The 14,606-nt window shown below is 61.6% G+C and carries 12 protein-coding genes and 1 pseudogene; 5 read left to right on the forward strand and 8 right to left on the reverse strand.

Translation table 11 applies throughout. From position 1 onward, the window contains the following. Nucleotides 1-109: 109 nt before the first annotated feature. Nucleotides 110-298 (reverse strand): annotated as a pseudogene (locus NKI70_RS33115) (amidohydrolase); the annotation flags it as partial. A gap of 780 nt (nt 299-1,078) precedes the next feature. Here NKI70_RS33115 and NKI70_RS33120 point away from each other — a divergent pair. Together NKI70_RS33120 and NKI70_RS33125 are read left to right on the forward strand one after the other, a co-directional pair. Continuing rightward, nucleotides 1,079-2,395 carry an ATP-grasp domain-containing protein gene (locus NKI70_RS33120; RefSeq protein WP_352726309.1) on the forward strand — a complete coding sequence of 439 codons (1,317 nt, stop codon included), beginning with the start codon at nt 1,079-1,081 and terminating at the stop codon, nt 2,393-2,395. Nucleotides 2,396-2,573: 178 nt separating this feature from the next. Then, nucleotides 2,574-3,425, forward strand: coding sequence for an SDR family oxidoreductase (locus NKI70_RS33125; RefSeq protein ID WP_352726312.1), 852 nt, complete (start codon nt 2,574-2,576; stop codon nt 3,423-3,425). A 253-nt stretch (nt 3,426-3,678) separates the two neighbouring features. Here the strand turns inward: NKI70_RS33125 and NKI70_RS33130 are convergent, their stop codons facing one another. The 4 genes from NKI70_RS33130 to NKI70_RS33145 all read right to left on the reverse strand — a co-directional run bounded on the left by NKI70_RS33130 (nt 3,679) and on the right by NKI70_RS33145 (nt 8,252). Beyond that, nucleotides 3,679-5,148, reverse strand: a complete 1,470-nt coding sequence (locus NKI70_RS33130) for an NAD-dependent succinate-semialdehyde dehydrogenase (protein ID WP_352726314.1) — start codon at nt 5,146-5,148, stop codon at nt 3,679-3,681. Between the two features lie 151 nt (nt 5,149-5,299). Continuing rightward, nucleotides 5,300-6,796 carry a M81 family metallopeptidase gene (locus tag NKI70_RS33135; RefSeq protein WP_352726316.1) on the reverse strand — a complete coding sequence of 499 codons (1,497 nt, stop codon included), beginning with the start codon at nt 6,794-6,796 and terminating at the stop codon, nt 5,300-5,302. A gap of 584 nt (nt 6,797-7,380) precedes the next feature. Then, on the reverse strand, nt 7,381-7,830 hold the full coding sequence (locus tag NKI70_RS33140) for a hypothetical protein (protein WP_352726318.1): 450 nt from the start codon (nt 7,828-7,830) through the stop codon (nt 7,381-7,383). Continuing rightward, nucleotides 7,773-8,252 (reverse strand): ATP-binding cassette domain-containing protein, encoded by a 480-nt coding sequence (locus NKI70_RS33145; RefSeq protein WP_352726321.1) that lies wholly within the window; start codon nt 8,250-8,252, stop codon nt 7,773-7,775. The genes NKI70_RS33140 and NKI70_RS33145 overlap by 58 nt, the downstream gene beginning before the upstream one ends. Before the next feature lie 266 nt (nt 8,253-8,518). Here NKI70_RS33145 and NKI70_RS33150 point away from each other — a divergent pair, with 266 nt between their 5' ends. From NKI70_RS33150 to NKI70_RS33160, 3 genes are all read left to right on the forward strand, one after another. After that, nucleotides 8,519-9,208: a GntR family transcriptional regulator gene (locus NKI70_RS33150; RefSeq protein ID WP_352726323.1), complete on the forward strand. Its 690-nt coding sequence runs from the start codon at nt 8,519-8,521 to the stop codon at nt 9,206-9,208. Nucleotides 9,209-9,297: 89 nt separating this feature from the next. Beyond that, complete coding sequence (locus tag NKI70_RS33155; RefSeq protein WP_352726326.1) at nt 9,298-10,659, forward strand: aspartate aminotransferase family protein; 1,362 nt, start codon at nt 9,298-9,300, stop codon at nt 10,657-10,659. Nucleotides 10,660-10,661: 2 nt separating this feature from the next. Beyond that, on the forward strand, nt 10,662-12,389 hold the full coding sequence (locus NKI70_RS33160) for an acetolactate synthase catalytic subunit (RefSeq protein WP_352726328.1): 1,728 nt from the start codon (nt 10,662-10,664) through the stop codon (nt 12,387-12,389). 61 nt (nt 12,390-12,450) lie between these two features. Here NKI70_RS33160 and NKI70_RS33165 read toward each other — a convergent pair whose 3' ends face one another. The 3 genes from NKI70_RS33165 to NKI70_RS33175 form a co-directional block, all read right to left on the reverse strand. Beyond that, the gene (locus NKI70_RS33165) at nt 12,451-12,786 is read right to left on the reverse strand and encodes a hypothetical protein (RefSeq protein ID WP_352726331.1); all 336 of its coding nucleotides are present in this window, start codon (nt 12,784-12,786) and stop codon (nt 12,451-12,453) included. A 53-nt stretch (nt 12,787-12,839) separates the two neighbouring features. Then, nucleotides 12,840-13,400 carry a GNAT family N-acetyltransferase gene (locus NKI70_RS33170; RefSeq protein WP_352726333.1) on the reverse strand — a complete coding sequence of 187 codons (561 nt, stop codon included), beginning with the start codon at nt 13,398-13,400 and terminating at the stop codon, nt 12,840-12,842. A gap of 436 nt (nt 13,401-13,836) precedes the next feature. Beyond that, entirely contained in the window at nt 13,837-14,301 is a 465-nt protein-coding gene (locus tag NKI70_RS33175; RefSeq protein ID WP_352726336.1) for a hypothetical protein, read from the reverse strand. Between the last annotated feature and the right edge of the window lie 305 nt (nt 14,302-14,606).

Here is a 14,606-nt window from a genome sequence, read left to right on the forward strand (position 1 = left end):
GAGAAGCGAGTGACCCGCGGGGCGACATGGTCCGGAAAAATATCAGGAGGAGCTTGACCTCAACGACCCCAATCAGAGAAGCCTGTTAGGCCCCGAACTTCACGGTCTGTAGCGCGACGACACCGGTCTCAGCTTTCCCCGTTTCGATATGATTGACGCCGAATGAAGCCAGCTTCTCGGCCACGAACCGCGCCGTGTTATCTACCCGATAGCCGAGCTCGGGATTCTGGTGGAGGTAGCGGCGCCACTCCCGGAAAGTCTCCACGCTGTGCACCTGTTGTTCCCGAATGTTCTTCATGGCCGGCTGGAATATATTTTGGGCCGATTGGCGTTTGCCTTCACCCGACCATCATCCGCCCGGCGCGTTCCGTCAAATGCGTTGTATATTGTCGTCATGTAAGAGCGAGACGGACGCTCTGCCGGCTAGGGTGAAAGGACAGCCTTGCTTGACAACTGGTTGGGATGCATCACCTGGCTCATGAGCATCGACGGGTTCACGCCGCAGCCCGTGGCGCCATGAGCGCCGGGGCATCAAAGCCCCAATGAACCCGCATCAGCCGACCTCCAGCGTGTTCCAAAGTCCAATCTCAGCTGCAGTAATAAAGACGCCTAACACCTTCATGACCGAACGCTCAGCGACAAGGGAACCAAGCTGCTCGTGAATAGGACGGGATAGCCTGGGAGCAGTAGAAATCATGTTGTTTGAACGCACTCAGCAAAAGGCATCGACATGCCGAGCAACACGTGACGAGGCTGGGGGCTCGCAGTCTGTTCAGCAGGCGAGCTGTACAGAACTCCGATCTGGCCCGGTACCAGCGCACGCAATGCTAGATAACTGACTTGTTAAACTGGGTCTCTGGAACATCACAATTCTCCGAGCCTCGTCAGACGCTTCCTGTCACACCGCCGGCTATTAGCAGCGCAACAGATCCTACAAATACATTTCACAGAATCTTTGCAACCGCAAATCGCTGACAATGATAGGTTCATCCCAAGGTCTGAGGTGAGGCACGGATAAAAAGCGATACCTGTTTTACGCTCAGACCGCCGCACAGCACGCAACGCAGGGTCAACGCGAATGAAAAGAAGAGCGCTCATCATGGTTGAAGGCCATGCTCGTACTGGTCTGCTATTCATCCAAGCGGCCCAGCGTCTTGGTCTTCACCCAATTACCCTGTCGACTGATCCAGCTCGTTACGACTATCTTGCGGCGGAACGCATCGAGACAATCCATATCGATACAGACAATCTCGATGCGCTGATCCACGAATGTTCCCGCCTGCGTGCGACCTATGACATTGCTGGTATTACGGCCGCCGAGGAAGAGGTCTATGCGACAGTCGGCAAGCTCTGCCGATATTTCAATCTACCGGGACCGAACCCAGCATCGATTGAACGATGCTGCGACAAATACGTTCAGCGTCAGCTCCTTGCGGAGGCTGGCGTTCCAGTACCTGCTTATCGCTTGGCAGCGACTGCGACGGACGTAGAAAGTTCTGCCGCTGAGATCGGCTTGCCGGTGATTCTTAAGCCAGCCGTAGGCACCGGCAGCAGCGGTGTCCGATTGTGCCGTAATGTCGACGATGTAGCCGAACATACGACTTTTCTGTTGGGCGGGAAGCATATATGGCGGTCTTCGCCGAGGATACTGGTTGAAGAATTCGCACAAGGCCCATTCTATGGCGCTGATATTATGGGAACTGAGGTCATTGCGATTGCCGCCGCTGACTTCGGCCCGCTACCGCATTTCGTCTTTCGTGAGTGCATCCATCCGGCCCCGCTGACTGAGGACGAGCATAAGCGTATCGCCGATATTTCGCTGAGTTGTTTGCGAGCTCTCGGCCTTGGATGGGGGCCAACGATTATTCAATTCCGGTGGACGAAGCTTGGCCCAGTTGTCATTGAAGTCAATCCGCGTCTTCCGGGTGGGACCGATCCTCAACTGGTTCAACTGGCTTACGGTGTCGATCTCATAACCGAACACATCAAGGTCGTCAGCGGCGGCGAATGGGATTTGCGCAAAAGGCATTCGCACGCCGCGGCCGTGCGGTACCTAATTCCTGATCGCGATGGCACCCTCGATTGGATCGACGGAGCCAGTCGGGCGGCTGCTATATCAGGCGTTTCCGAGGTGAAGTTTTATGTTGATCCCAAGACGCCGATCGTGAGGAAGGGAGATCACCGAGACCGCATTGGACATGTTATTGCCGCTTCACCCAAGAGGGCCCAGACTGAGGCGATACTTCAGCGTGCCGTTGACTTAATCGGTTGGTCGATCTCACCATTTCCGACCCTTGGCAAACAAGAACAATCAGCAGCCCCTCACCTCCCCGCACCAGCGGAGATGGCGCGAACGACGTCGGCAGGAAAGCTGGCCGATCGCGGAGGCACTTGAGGAATGGATGCGGGCCGAGCGGGCCAAATTTCCCGAAGCTCTCCGTTGCTGAGCCAATCGACTACATGCTGAAGCGCTGGGGCGGGTTCACATTCTTCCGCGATAGCCGGACCTGTCTGGTCGGGGCAGCGATCCGCCCGAGCTCGGCATGAGCGGCGCAGGTACTCGGGCTCGCCACTTGGCAGATATTCAGCGCGGCGCGAACTCTGCCTTTAGGATGGAGGTCAAAGTGACGACAGGATCCTCGAAAATTGCGCTCGTGACCGGCGGCAGCACGGGCATCGGCGCCGCCACCTGCCGGCTTCTCTGCGAACAGGGGTGGGCTCTCGGCGTCAACTATCGACACAATCGGACACCGGCAGACCGTGTCGTAGCGGATATCGAGCGGGCCGGCGGCAGGGCAGTTCCTGTACAGGGCGATGTCGCGAACGAAGCCGAGGTTGCGCGAATGTTCGGTACCCTGGACCGTGAGTTCGGGACGCTGACCGCTCTCGTGAATTGTGCCGGCATCGTCGGCAGGCGGGGGCGTTTCATCGATTTAGACCCTGCCGGCATTCGTCAAGTGATTAAAGTCAATCTCCTCGGGACGATGTACTGCTCGCTTGAGGCGATCCGACGCATGTCGACGCGGCGCGGCGGCCAGGGCGGTGCGATCGTCAACATCTCGTCCGGGCTGTCGAAAACCGGCGGTGCCCTGTCACCCGACCCGGTCTTCCAGCCTGATCCGGAGGGTAAAGCCTCGGGAGGACGGGTGCCCTATTCGACTTCGAAGGGTGCCATCAACTCCTTCACCGTGGCACTCGCCCAGGAGGTCGCGCGCGAAGGCATAAGAGTCAATACGGTAAGCCCAGGGCCAACACGAACCGACCTTCCCGATCCCATTCAGATTGCCGAGGCCGAGGTCACGATCCCGATCGGCCGGGCCGCCGACGCGCGGGAGATAGCCGAGGCGATCGTTTGGCTGCTGTCCGATAACGCGAGCTATGTTGCCGGCGCCTATCTGCGCGTTGGAGGTGGACGAATTGGATAGGACAGTGCGCCGCAGAGCAGGCTGTTGAAAAACGCGCTCGCCGCGTCGCGCCGATGCGACACGGCATCGCTGCCTCGACCGGGCGTTTCGTTTCCTGGACGAGACTGGGGGCCACGACCGCCATGACGCGCAGATATGGCTGGGGTGTTCGTGGCCAGGCCTGGTCGATGCAGCCCCATGGCCGGGAAAAAACTTCTGCACAACGTGGCACACTCGGCGCCCAAACCGCCGAGCCTTCTTCGCTGCGCCAGCGTCAGGTGATGAGTCCGCCCACAAGGACGTATTTGATCTCGAGGAATTCGTCGATGCCGTGGAGGGACCCCTCGCGGCCGAGGCCGGATTCTTTGACGCCCCCAAAGGGGGCGACCTCGGTGCCGAGAATGGCGGAGTTGATGCCAACCATGCCGCATTCCAGCTCCTCGGCGACATGAAAGGCGCGGCCGAGATCCTTAGTGTAGAAATAGGCTGCCAGCCCGAAGGGCGTGTCGTTGGCGAGCGCGACGACCTCCTCCTCGGAACGGAAGGAGTAGATTGGGGCGACTGGGCCGAAGGTCTCCTCGTGCATAACCAGCATCATCGTGGTGACGCCCGACATAACAGTCGGCTCATAGAAGCTTCGGGCGAGAGCATGGCGCTTGCCGCCGATGATTATCCTGGCGCCGTTGGCGACGGCGTCGGCAACGTGACGCTCGACCTTTTCGACCGCACGCTGATTGATGAGCGGGCCCTGCACGACGCCGACCTCGACGCCGTTGCCGACCTTGAGTTCGGCAACCCTGCCGGCGAACCTCTCGACGAAGGCATCATGGATTCCTTCCTGCACGAAAAGCCGGTTGGTGCAGACACATGTCTGGCCCATGTTGCGGAACTTGGCCGTGATCGCGCCGGCCACCGCCGCCTCGAGATCGGCATCGTCGAAGACGATGAAAGGGGCATTACCGCCGAGTTCGAGCCCAACCTTCTTCACCGTTGAGGCCGCCTGTTGCATCAGGAGCTTGCCGACCGGCGTCGAGCCGGTGAAGCTGATGAACCGCACCGCCGGGTGCGAAGTCATCACCATGCCAATCGCGACCGCGTCGCCTGTCACGACGTTGAGCGCGCCTCTGGGAAAGCCCGCCCGCTCAGCGAGCACGCCCAGCGCCAATGCGGTCAGCGGTGTGTCAGGCGCGGGCTTGATCACAAAAGTGCAGCCCGCCGCCAGGCCCGGCGAGCATTTGCGCGTGATCATCGCAGCCGGGAAGTTCCAGGGCGTGATCGCGGCGCAGACGCCGACCGGCTGCTTCTGGACGATGATGCGCGACCCCGGGAACGGCGACGGAATGGTCTCGCCATAGATGCGCTTGGCCTCCTCGGCGTAGAACTCGACGAATGAGGCGGCATAGGCGACCTCTCCGCGCGCCTCGTCCAGCGGCTTGCCCTGCTCGGCGGTCATGATCTGCGCTAGATCTTCCTGGTTCGCCATGATCAGCTCAAACCATGTGCGCAGGATCTGCGAACGCTCCTTGGCGCTTTTCCGCGCCCATGGCTTGAAAGCCCGGCTCGCGGCCTTGACCGCAGCCATCGTCTCGGCCTCGCCGAAGCGCGGCACCTTGGCCAGAACCTCCCCCGTCGCCGGGTTGTCGACCGCGTCGATACCGTCCCCGATCCAGGCGCCGTCCACATAGCACTGGGCCTTCAGGAGCGAGGAATCGGAGAGATTTATGGTCTTCACGTTGACGCTCATGGAAATTTTCTCCAATCATCGAGGCTAGTAGAACGAAGGACGTCATGGGACGGATCATTGTCCTGGCTGCACATCACACGGTCGCGAGCTCCTTCCCAAGGAAATTCCGGGGAGGGTGAAAAGGTGGTTCCTCGAAGAGATGAACGTCCTGCTAGGTCCAAACTCGCCCAAACAGGCGTGCCGCGAAGTTCGGTTCAGGAACCTCGTCCTCTGGGAAGATCGGCCTGCGCTTCTTGAACGGCAGCAGGCCGGGCTGGAAATTCGAAATGCCGGGCGTGTCGACGACGATGCAGGGGCCGACCGAGGCGAAAGAAATCTTGAAATGATAGCCGGATTTGGTGACTACAATGTCATAGCCGGCCGGATCGACGCCTTGACTGCGGAAGGCGGCCGGATCTTGCGTGAAGCCCGGCAGGCTCGTCACGAGGACCGTCACATTGTCCCGGTGCAGCACGGCTGTCGCGCCGAGCGCGCCGGGCTCGTTCGCGAGAAAAGGGCCGTCGTGAACAAAATGTCCGTCGCCCAGATGCTCGACTCGCCATTCGCCGTCTACGGGAGAGATACCTTTCGACAGCCTGCCACCGATCGGTCCTCTATAGACAGAACCGACACCGAGCCTGCCCGCCGCAGCGACCACTTCTGGATCTGTTAGCGGGATGAGAGCCCGGATAGTGTGCCAGCGCGAGAGCAGTTCACTGATAATGACGGTTCCATCTCCCGCCGTACCTGCGAGCACGCGATCGCCCTGATCGCCCACGATGACCGGGCCCTGGAGACGTTCCGCTGCCACGTCCGCTAGCATGTCCTCGAGAGGCACGAAATCTGGCTTGAAGGCGAACCGTCTCAGCCAAAGCTCGTGTGCCAACTGGGCCGCGATCTCCGCGGCCACATCCGCCGCTCCATCAGTCGTCACCGTGATGCACTGGCCGCCGTCGGCAACGTCGACGAGCGTCGTCGTATTGTAAATCGAGATGTCCAGGACGGCCGGCTCCTGCGCCGAAATCTGGCGACGCAACTGGTGTACCTCACAGAGCGGCCCGTGGGCGGTTTCCATCTGGACGCCTACGATCATAGGTAGGCGCACAGCGGCCGTAACCGGTACAATCCTGCCTTCGAGCATCGCGAGCATGAGTTCCACGGCCCGTTCACCCGCGAGAGGGTAGTCTGTATGCGGGTTCTCCTTGCAGGCAACGATGATGTCGGCGTTCGCAAGCATTGCGTCGGTGACGTGGGCGTGCAGGTCGAGGCTGGCGGCGATGACGACCCGCGGCCTGAGGGCTTTCCGGATCGCCGCAATGAGATCGCCCTCAGGATCGTCCAGCATTTCGGTCACCATGGCCCCGTGAAGGTCGAGATAGACACCGTCGGGCTCCGCCTCTCGAACTGCTGCGACAATGTCGTCACGCAGGCGCTCATAGACGGCATCGACGATCGGCCCGCCCGGCGGAGCCACTGCCGAGAGGCCGGGAAGGATGAGCGCTCCAGCGCGCTCGAGACGTCTGCAGGCACCGCCAAGTGAGGCGTTTGAGACCTGTGCCTTGGCCGTGAGCGCAGCTCCGCGAACAACGCAGAAGCTGGAAAGGGTGGTTTGGACCGCGCTAAAGCTATTGCCCTCGTGGAAAAGGCTGGACACGAACACCCGGACCATTCCGCTCCCCATGATGCACCAAATTGGCTTGATCGTAGGACATTGAAATCTATATGTCCACATATGTTACATCAAATTGCAAATCTACCAATGGAGGGGGAGTCATGAGCAACAGGCCACGATAGCGCCGACCGCCGATGGTCATCGCGCACGCGTAGTGGGTGCGACTCTGCCGTTTGTCTCCTTGCTCCGGCCATGGCAACGGGCAAAAGCAGGCTCATGGCGGGACCGGTGGCCGGTACGAGCAGATCCTGCGCACACCCGCCGCGTCTGCGGCCGACCATTCGTGGAACGGCCTCCAACTGCAACTCCTGCCCCTGCGAAACGGAACTGGGAGCGCGTAAGGTTTCGACACAGACGGGGACGGCGAGGCCGACATCGTCTACTACAACGGCTATTCAGGCGGCGTTCTCGTCTGCTACCGATCGGCTTCTTATGAGAGGTTCACCTCGTCCGCCGAGAATCATTGAAGCTTCGACAACCTGCGGACTTTGCAAAGCCGGACAAGAGGTCCATTAATTCCCGGACAGCAGTTTCGCTAATGCCGGAACAGTTTGCCGGTGTCCTCGGGTGCCTTGTTACGTTCATGGATGATTGTTTTCGCGGTTTTGGGTGGCGGTGAGGGCGCGGCTTTTTGCTTTCGCATGCTGTCGCCCTGGAGCACGATGCGCTGGGCGGGGTGCGAACGGCCCGGCAGCCCCGGTCACAGAGCTTGCGTCTAGTCGACACCATAGAACCCCTAGTTGAGAGAGAGCCTTTCGGAAGACGAGGACAATGAGGAGTGTGGTCAAGGCAGCAATGCCGAGAGCGGGCCTGACGTAGAAGCCGATCGCCAGGATGAAGGTCATAAGCGAGCGCACGAACACGCCGGGAAGGCTGAGCGGCAGGACGATGCCGTTCCGCTTTTGGGCCAGGCCGCCGCCGCTCATCACAGCCACGCGGTCGGACATGGTGAGCGCCTCCTCCTGGTCATGCGTCACGAAGATGACGGGGACCCTGAGGCGCTGCTGCAGGGTCTTGATCTCGATTTGCATCTCGCCCGCAGCTTCTTGTCGAGCGCGCCGAGCGGCTCGCACATAAGCAGTACCGGCCGCTCGCAAACAAGCGCTCGGGCTACTGCGATGTGTTGCTGCTGGCCGCCCGACAGTTCGCAGGCGGGCGCCGTAGCCTTCGAGGCGCACCAGGGCGAGAGTTGCCTCCACCCGCCGCTCGATCTCGCTGCGTTCCACCTTTTCTTGAGCGGAAAGGATGTTCTCGGGCGACCGTCATGTGCAGGAAGAGCGCGTATTTCTGAGTATGCCGATATGGCGCTTGTTGGGCGGGCACGTGCGTGATGTCCCTCGCGCGCGCCCGGATGAGTCCTGCACCTGGAAGTTCGAAACCCGCGGTCACCATTGCCGGAGCCGGAACGTCCCAGGAGCGATACGAACTTGCCCTCGCGCGCGGCGAGCGACACCCGTCCACCGCGAGCACCTGCCCGTACGCCTTCGACCTCCCTCGACCGATCCGGGACTGCCGGTCATGTTTCTTGCCTTGCGTCCACCCTCGCCCCTCGGTTTGTTGGGCCGGCGGTATGCCGGTCCACTGATCCGGCGTCGAGCATTGCACTCGCGATTCACCAGCTTGTTGACATTTGATGTAACACGCTGGACACCCAGAGCTCTTGTCAAGCAGGCTTGCGAGGTTCATGGTCCAAGCCCTCGATCAGCACTTTGGTCCTTCATGCATCAGAACACCGTCCAAGCACCACTCGCGCCCCTCGACCGCCAGAGTAGCCTCGGCGAGCTCGCCTATGAGAGTCTGAAGGACACTATTATCGGCGGGCAGTGCGAACCGGGCACCAAGCTCACGGTGCGCTCAGTTGCGCAAGCGCTCCACGTCTCGACGACGCCGGCGCGCGATGCCATCAACCGGCTGATTGGCGAAGGTGCGCTCGTCAATATCGGGCCGAAGACGGTCGTCGTGCCCGTGCTAACAATGGCCGCGCTTGACGAGGTCACAAAGATCCGCCTGGCTCTCGAAGGCCTCGCCGCTCAAGAGGCGACGCCACACGTGAGCGAGGCCGACATCGCTTTTCTCGAGGACACGCAGGAGAAGCTCAACACGGCTCTCGACGAGAGGCGCTACATGGAGGTGCTGCGGCTCAACAAGCATTTCCACTTTCGCATCTACGAGCGCTCGCAGATGCCGCGCCTCGTCGCCATGATCGAATCGCAGTGGCTCAGGATCGGCCCGTCTTTCAACGGTCTCTATCCCGAATTCGCCATCAAGCGACAAGGCGTGGCGAATCATCAGTGGGCCCTGCGTGGCCTCAAGGATCGTGATCCCGCGACGGTTCGCGCGGCCATCGAAAATGACCTACGCGACGGATACCGTCGGCTGATCAATCTCGTGCACTCTCGCGGCGACTGAGTCGGCAATACTCCTCACTCAACATTTTTGTTGCATCAAATTACATTCTCTTCTATTTGTGCCGGCTTCCATAGCAAGAGGAGAGCCGTGTGGTCGAGCAAGCAGCATTCTCCCCCCATCCGCCCGTCGGGCCGCGTTCGGCCGAGGCCTTCGGCCGGGCGCGTAGGGTTTTCCCGGACGGCACGGCGCGGGTCACGATCGAGCGCGATCCCATTCCCCGCTACATGCATCACGGAGAGGGTGCATTTCTGGTCGACATCGACGGGTGCCGCTTTCTCGACCTTAACGGCAACTTCACGACCCTCATCCACGGCCACGCCTTCCCGCCCGTGATCGAGGCTGTGACGCAACAGCTCAGGAGCGGAAGCTGCTTCGCAAACCCGACCGAGATCGAAATTGCACTCGCCGAGCTTCTCTGCGCCCGCATTCCACACCTTGAGCGCATCCGCTTCGTCAATAGCGGTACCGAGGCGGTCATGTTCGCGATCAAGGCGGCGCGGGCGTTCACCGGGCGTCCCGCGATTGCCAAGATCGAGGGGGCCTATCACGGCGCCTATGACTGGGTAGAAGTCAGCCAGGCCGCGACGCCTCAGACGTGGGGCGATCCCGAACATCCCGCGGCCACTCTTTATTACCGCGGCATGCCGCAAACCGTGCTCGATGACGTCGTGATCTTGCGCTTCAACGACGCTGAGGGTGCGCGCCGGCTGATCGCGGAACATGCGGGGCGCCTCGCAGCCGTCCTCGTCGATCCCATGCCGAGCCGCGGTGGACTCCTTTCGCCCTCGCCGGATTTCGTATCCACCATCCAAGAGACGGCCCGTCGTCACGGTATCCTTGTTATTGGCGACGAGGTCCTCAATCTTCGACAGGGCTACGAAGGTGCCTCGGCGCGCTACGGGCTCGCACCCGATCTCTTCGCACTCGGCAAAATCATCGGCGGCGGGCTCCCTATCGGCGCGATCGGTGGCCGCAGCGAGGTGATGGCAGTCTTCGATGCCGGATCAGGCCGTCCTGTTCTGCCGCAGGGCGGTACCTTCTCGGCCAATCCGCTCTCGATGGCGGCCGGGCTCGCCGCGATGGAAGCCCTCGACCGCGCCGCTTTCGACCACCTCGAGCGGCTGGGCGATAGGCTGCGGGACGGTCTCAAACGCATCATCGCGCGGCACGGCGCCCCCCTGAACGTCACAGGTGCCGCCTCCCTCTTCCGTATCCACCCGCGGCGCAGGCCGCCCCACGAGTTCCGCGAAGCCTTCCTCGGCCCGCGAGAGGACGCCGTGATGAAGGAGCTCAGCCGCTTCTTCTCTGCGAACGGCATTGCCCTGCCCAACGCGGCCGCAGCCTGTCTCTCAACCCCCATGGGCGACGACGACATCGCGCTCGTCGCAAACGTGTTCGACCGGTTCCTCGACGAGCGCGCGGCGCTCCTCGATACGCTAAAGGGTGAGTGATCATGGGAGAGACTGTCGCAGAGGCGATTGCGCGTGCGTTGAAGCGCCACGGGATCGAGGTGATCTTTGGACAAAGCCTACCGTCCGCCGTCATCCTGGCCTGCGAGGCGATCGGCATCCGCCAGCTCGCCTACCGGCAGGAGAACATGGGCGGCGCCATGGCGGACGGGTTTGCCCGCGTCTCCGGCAGGATTGCCGTGGTCGCCGCCCAAAACGGACCTGCCGCCACGCTCCTTGTACCGCCGCTCGCCGAGGCCCTCAAGGCGAGCGTGCCCATCGTTGCTCTCGTGCAGGAGGTCGAGCGGGCGCAGGTCGACCGCAACGCCTTCCAGGAACTCGACCATTTCGCCCTCTTCTCGTCTTGCGCCAAATGGGTGCGCCGCATCATTACCGCCGACCGGGCAGATGATTATGTTGACCAGGCCTTCATCGCGGCCGGCAGCGGCCGGCCGGGGCCTGCGGTGCTCCTGCTTCCGGCCGACCTCCTGCGTGAGCCGGCCGTCGCGCCAACACATATCCGACGCGCGAGCTTCGGCCATTGGCCGATCGACCGCGCACGGCCGGAGGACGACATTCTGTGCGAGGCGGCCGCGCTCATCACCCGGGGCCGTGCGCCCGTCGTGATCGCCGGCGGCGGCGCAACCTCGCCCATGGCCTCGGTGGCGCTAGCCCGCCTGCAGAAGACGGCACATCTGCCCGTCTTCACGACCAACATGGGCAAGGGTGCAGTCGATGAGTTCCATCCCCTCTCGTGCGGTGTGCTCGGTTCGCTCACCGGTCCGCGCTCGCTCGGCCGGCGAACGAAGGCGATCCTCGACGAGGCCGATGTCGTCCTCCTCGTCGGCACGCGCACCAACCAAAACGGAACGGACAGTTGGCGCCAGATTACGGCGTGCGCACGCGTCATCCATATCGACGTCGACCCGACCGAGATCGGCCGCAACTACGAGGCACTGCGCCTCCTGGGCGACGCGGCGGCGACGCTCGACACGCTGTGCGAGGCCATCGAGCGCCTCGACCTGTCGCGCCGCCGCACCGCGCGAGCGCACGCCGAAATGCGCATCGCGGCCGCCTGGGCCGCCTTTGAGGAGGACCGTGCGCCGCTCGCGGGCAGCAACAGGAGTCCCATCCGACCCGAGCGCGTGATGCGGGAGCTGCAGGCGCGCCTCGCTCCCGAGACGATCGTCGTGGCGGACGCGAGCTATTCGTCCATGTGGATCGTCGGTCAGTTGCGCTCGCAGCGCGCCGGCCAGCGCTTTCTCACGCCGCGTGGCCTCGCCGGCCTCGGCTGGGGCCTACCCCTTGCGATCGGGGCGAAGATCGCGCGGCCGGAGGCGCCGGTTGTGGCGGTCACAGGCGATGGCGGCTTTGCTCACAGCTGGGCGGAACTAGAGACGATGGTGCGCAGCCACGTGCCCGTCGTCGTGATCGTCCTAAACAACGGCGTGCTCGGCTTCCAGAAGGATGCCGAGACCGTGAAGTTCGGGGTCTATACGAGCGCCTGCCATTTCGCGCCCGTTGACCACGCGGCGATCGCGCGGGCGTGCGGCTGCGGTGCGACCGTAGTCAAGGCGCCGGGCGACATCGGGCCTGCTCTCGACGGGGCGCTCGCCTCAGGGCTACCTTGGCTCGTCGAGGTCATGGCCGATCCCGACGCCCACCCAGCGCTCTCTCTCTTCGACGGCACGCTTGACCGCGACGCTGCTCGCGACATGGCGTCCGTAGTGTGACGGAAGACCGCGAACGTGACCGGCGGAGCGACCGGGATCGGCTTTGCGACCGTCGCGCAGCTTATCGAGGCGGCTGGCGCGTCGCCTTCTTCAGCCAGACGAGAGAGCGGGTGGAGGCTGCCGCGGTCAATCTCGCGCCCGTTTCCCAGTTTGCAAGACCCACGCCGACACTGTCGATCCACGCGACCAAGATGGCCTCGGCCGCTTCTTCGCCAATGTCGGCTGGGGAGCAGTGTCCGCGCTCGTCTGCAATGCAGGCTACTCGCCGAAAGGTCCCAACGGTCAGCGGCTTGCGGTCAGCAACATTCCGCTTGCGCAATGGGATCACGTTATCCGGGTGAACCTCACGGGCGCCTTCGCGGTCCGGGGTATCTATCTCCTTCGTCAAGACGTTCATGAGTTCTCTCCAAGAATGAGGGCCGCTCAAAGCAGCCGACGAGTGACCGACGTTCAGTCCGTCTGTGCTCTGGTTCCGCCGCTCTGGCGGGCGATGCCGTACTGAGTTGCGCACACCTCATAGAAGCCCTTCACGTGGTCGCCGTATTCTCTATCTTCCACGTGCGTGAATCCGATCTTTCCCAGCGCGCGAATAGAGCGTTTGTTTTCTGGCCGAATTACCGCGACGACTCGCTCCAGATTGAGCTCTTTGAATGAAAAGCGCAGGATCGCTCGGCCGACTTCCGGGCCGATTCCACGGCCGGCAACATGCCCGAACAGGCAAAGGCCGTACTCGACGTGCGTCGTATCCTCGAAATACCGTAGCCCCGCGCGGCCCACGAACTCTCCCGGTCCCTTGGAATCCTTCAGAAAAACGCCGAAAAAGCCAAAGCCGTTCTGCCGCCATTCCCGCACATATTGCTTCATCTTTTCTTGTGTGTTCTCGCACGATGGAGGCTCGCCGGAGAACAGCGATTGCACGACAAGATCATCGGTGTGAAGCCGATGAACGTCGTCCAAGTCCGAAATGGCTAAGGGGCGAATGAAAAGACGCGATGTCTCAAGAACAAGCACGATCGTTGTCCAAAAGAAGAGTCATGGTTAGTTGATCATCAATCCTGCGATCTATGACAACGTTTCAACGTTTTGGGATCATCGGTATGACCTGATTGAAGCGTATTGTTTCACGCATAAAAATACTGCACTAAGCACGATACTTGGCCTTGGGGCAAGTAATGATGCATGGTGACGTAGGCTGGCCCCCTCAAGCTTATTAGCCGGCAGCAGACGACGTAGACCACTGCCGTGGAGATGACACCAAGGAACAGGAGAGCGCTAAGAGCCTCTTCTCGAAGGCGAGCCTCACCGGCAGCGGCATGGGGATGGCGCACTTCATGACCGCCGTTCCGTTCACGAGGCTTTTCCTTCCTGCAGCCGGGCCATCGCATGGCTGGACAGAGCATAACCCCGCAGACGCTCCCAGAGGGTTAGGAGCGATGCCACGTTCCGCTCAGCTGAAACCTGGAGACTGCGGAATGGCCAAGAAGGTGGCCAGGCCGAAGAAGCCTACCAACAGCCCGAAGATAGTCGCCTTTGATGACCACTCGCACCGGGAAAAATGAGTAAAGAGCACCGCGATCGGAGGGGTTGCGACCAGAACCCTCATTTCGCTTACCGGCACGATCATGTGATTCCCCAGGCGATCAGAAAGAGAGAGAACCTGACCAAATAGTGCGATCTGGGTATAGCGCGTCCAAAAGCTGAGATTCAACCGGAAACTCGGAACTTCATGTGAAATCGCCAAAATTCCGTGGCGGGCTGCAAACTCCCACAAGAAACTTAGGTACGAGGAATCGACAGGTACGAGCCCCGCGCGGGGCGCAAGGGGGTCGATGACGACGCACGCCAGCGTCTGCTTGTGCCGCGCCAGCACCCGCTCCATCGCAAAGATGTCGTTGAACGGAATGACAACCATCTCGGTCAGGACTGAACCCGGGGTTCCAGTATTGTAGGCCTTCGTCTCCGTGCCGGTCAGCGGGAACGAGATCGAAGCTAGCCTCCACATAGTCACAATTGCTGTGATGGGCGCCTTCGCACTTCGTCATCTTCTGGCGTCCGGTGATGGCGCACGCGGCCGTGATGGCCGTCATCACTACCTCCTACCTGTATTGGTGAAGCGTACCTGCTCGAAGAGAGTAAGCGCGAATTTCCCCGCACCTTTTGCTGTTGAGTGCTCTGATGCATGAGGTGTCCACCAAAATAGGTGGACACCTTGTGATG

Origin of the sequence: Mesorhizobium sp. M0500 (assembly GCF_040321165.1) — a bacterium.
GTDB lineage: Bacteria > Pseudomonadota > Alphaproteobacteria > Rhizobiales > Rhizobiaceae > Mesorhizobium.

What these genes read in the sequence shown, in the direction of transcription:
- NKI70_RS33160 (WP_352726328.1), top strand. Translation starts at nt 10,662, where the DNA reads ATGGGAGAGACTGTCGCAGAGGCGATTGCGCGTGCGTTGAAGCGCCAC.
- NKI70_RS33150 (WP_352726323.1), top strand. Translation starts at nt 8,519, where the DNA reads ATGCATCAGAACACCGTCCAAGCACCACTCGCGCCCCTCGACCGCCAG.
- NKI70_RS33135 (WP_352726316.1), bottom strand. Translation starts at nt 6,796, where the DNA reads ATGGTCCGGGTGTTCGTGTCCAGCCTTTTCCACGAGGGCAATAGCTTT.
- NKI70_RS33175 (WP_352726336.1), bottom strand. Translation starts at nt 14,301, where the DNA reads ATGGTTGTCATTCCGTTCAACGACATCTTTGCGATGGAGCGGGTGCTG.
- NKI70_RS33165 (WP_352726331.1), bottom strand. Translation starts at nt 12,786, where the DNA reads ATGAACGTCTTGACGAAGGAGATAGATACCCCGGACCGCGAAGGCGCC.
- NKI70_RS33120 (WP_352726309.1), top strand. Translation starts at nt 1,079, where the DNA reads ATGAAAAGAAGAGCGCTCATCATGGTTGAAGGCCATGCTCGTACTGGT.
- NKI70_RS33140 (WP_352726318.1), bottom strand. Translation starts at nt 7,830, where the DNA reads ATGCAAATCGAGATCAAGACCCTGCAGCAGCGCCTCAGGGTCCCCGTC.
- NKI70_RS33130 (WP_352726314.1), bottom strand. Translation starts at nt 5,148, where the DNA reads ATGAGCGTCAACGTGAAGACCATAAATCTCTCCGATTCCTCGCTCCTG.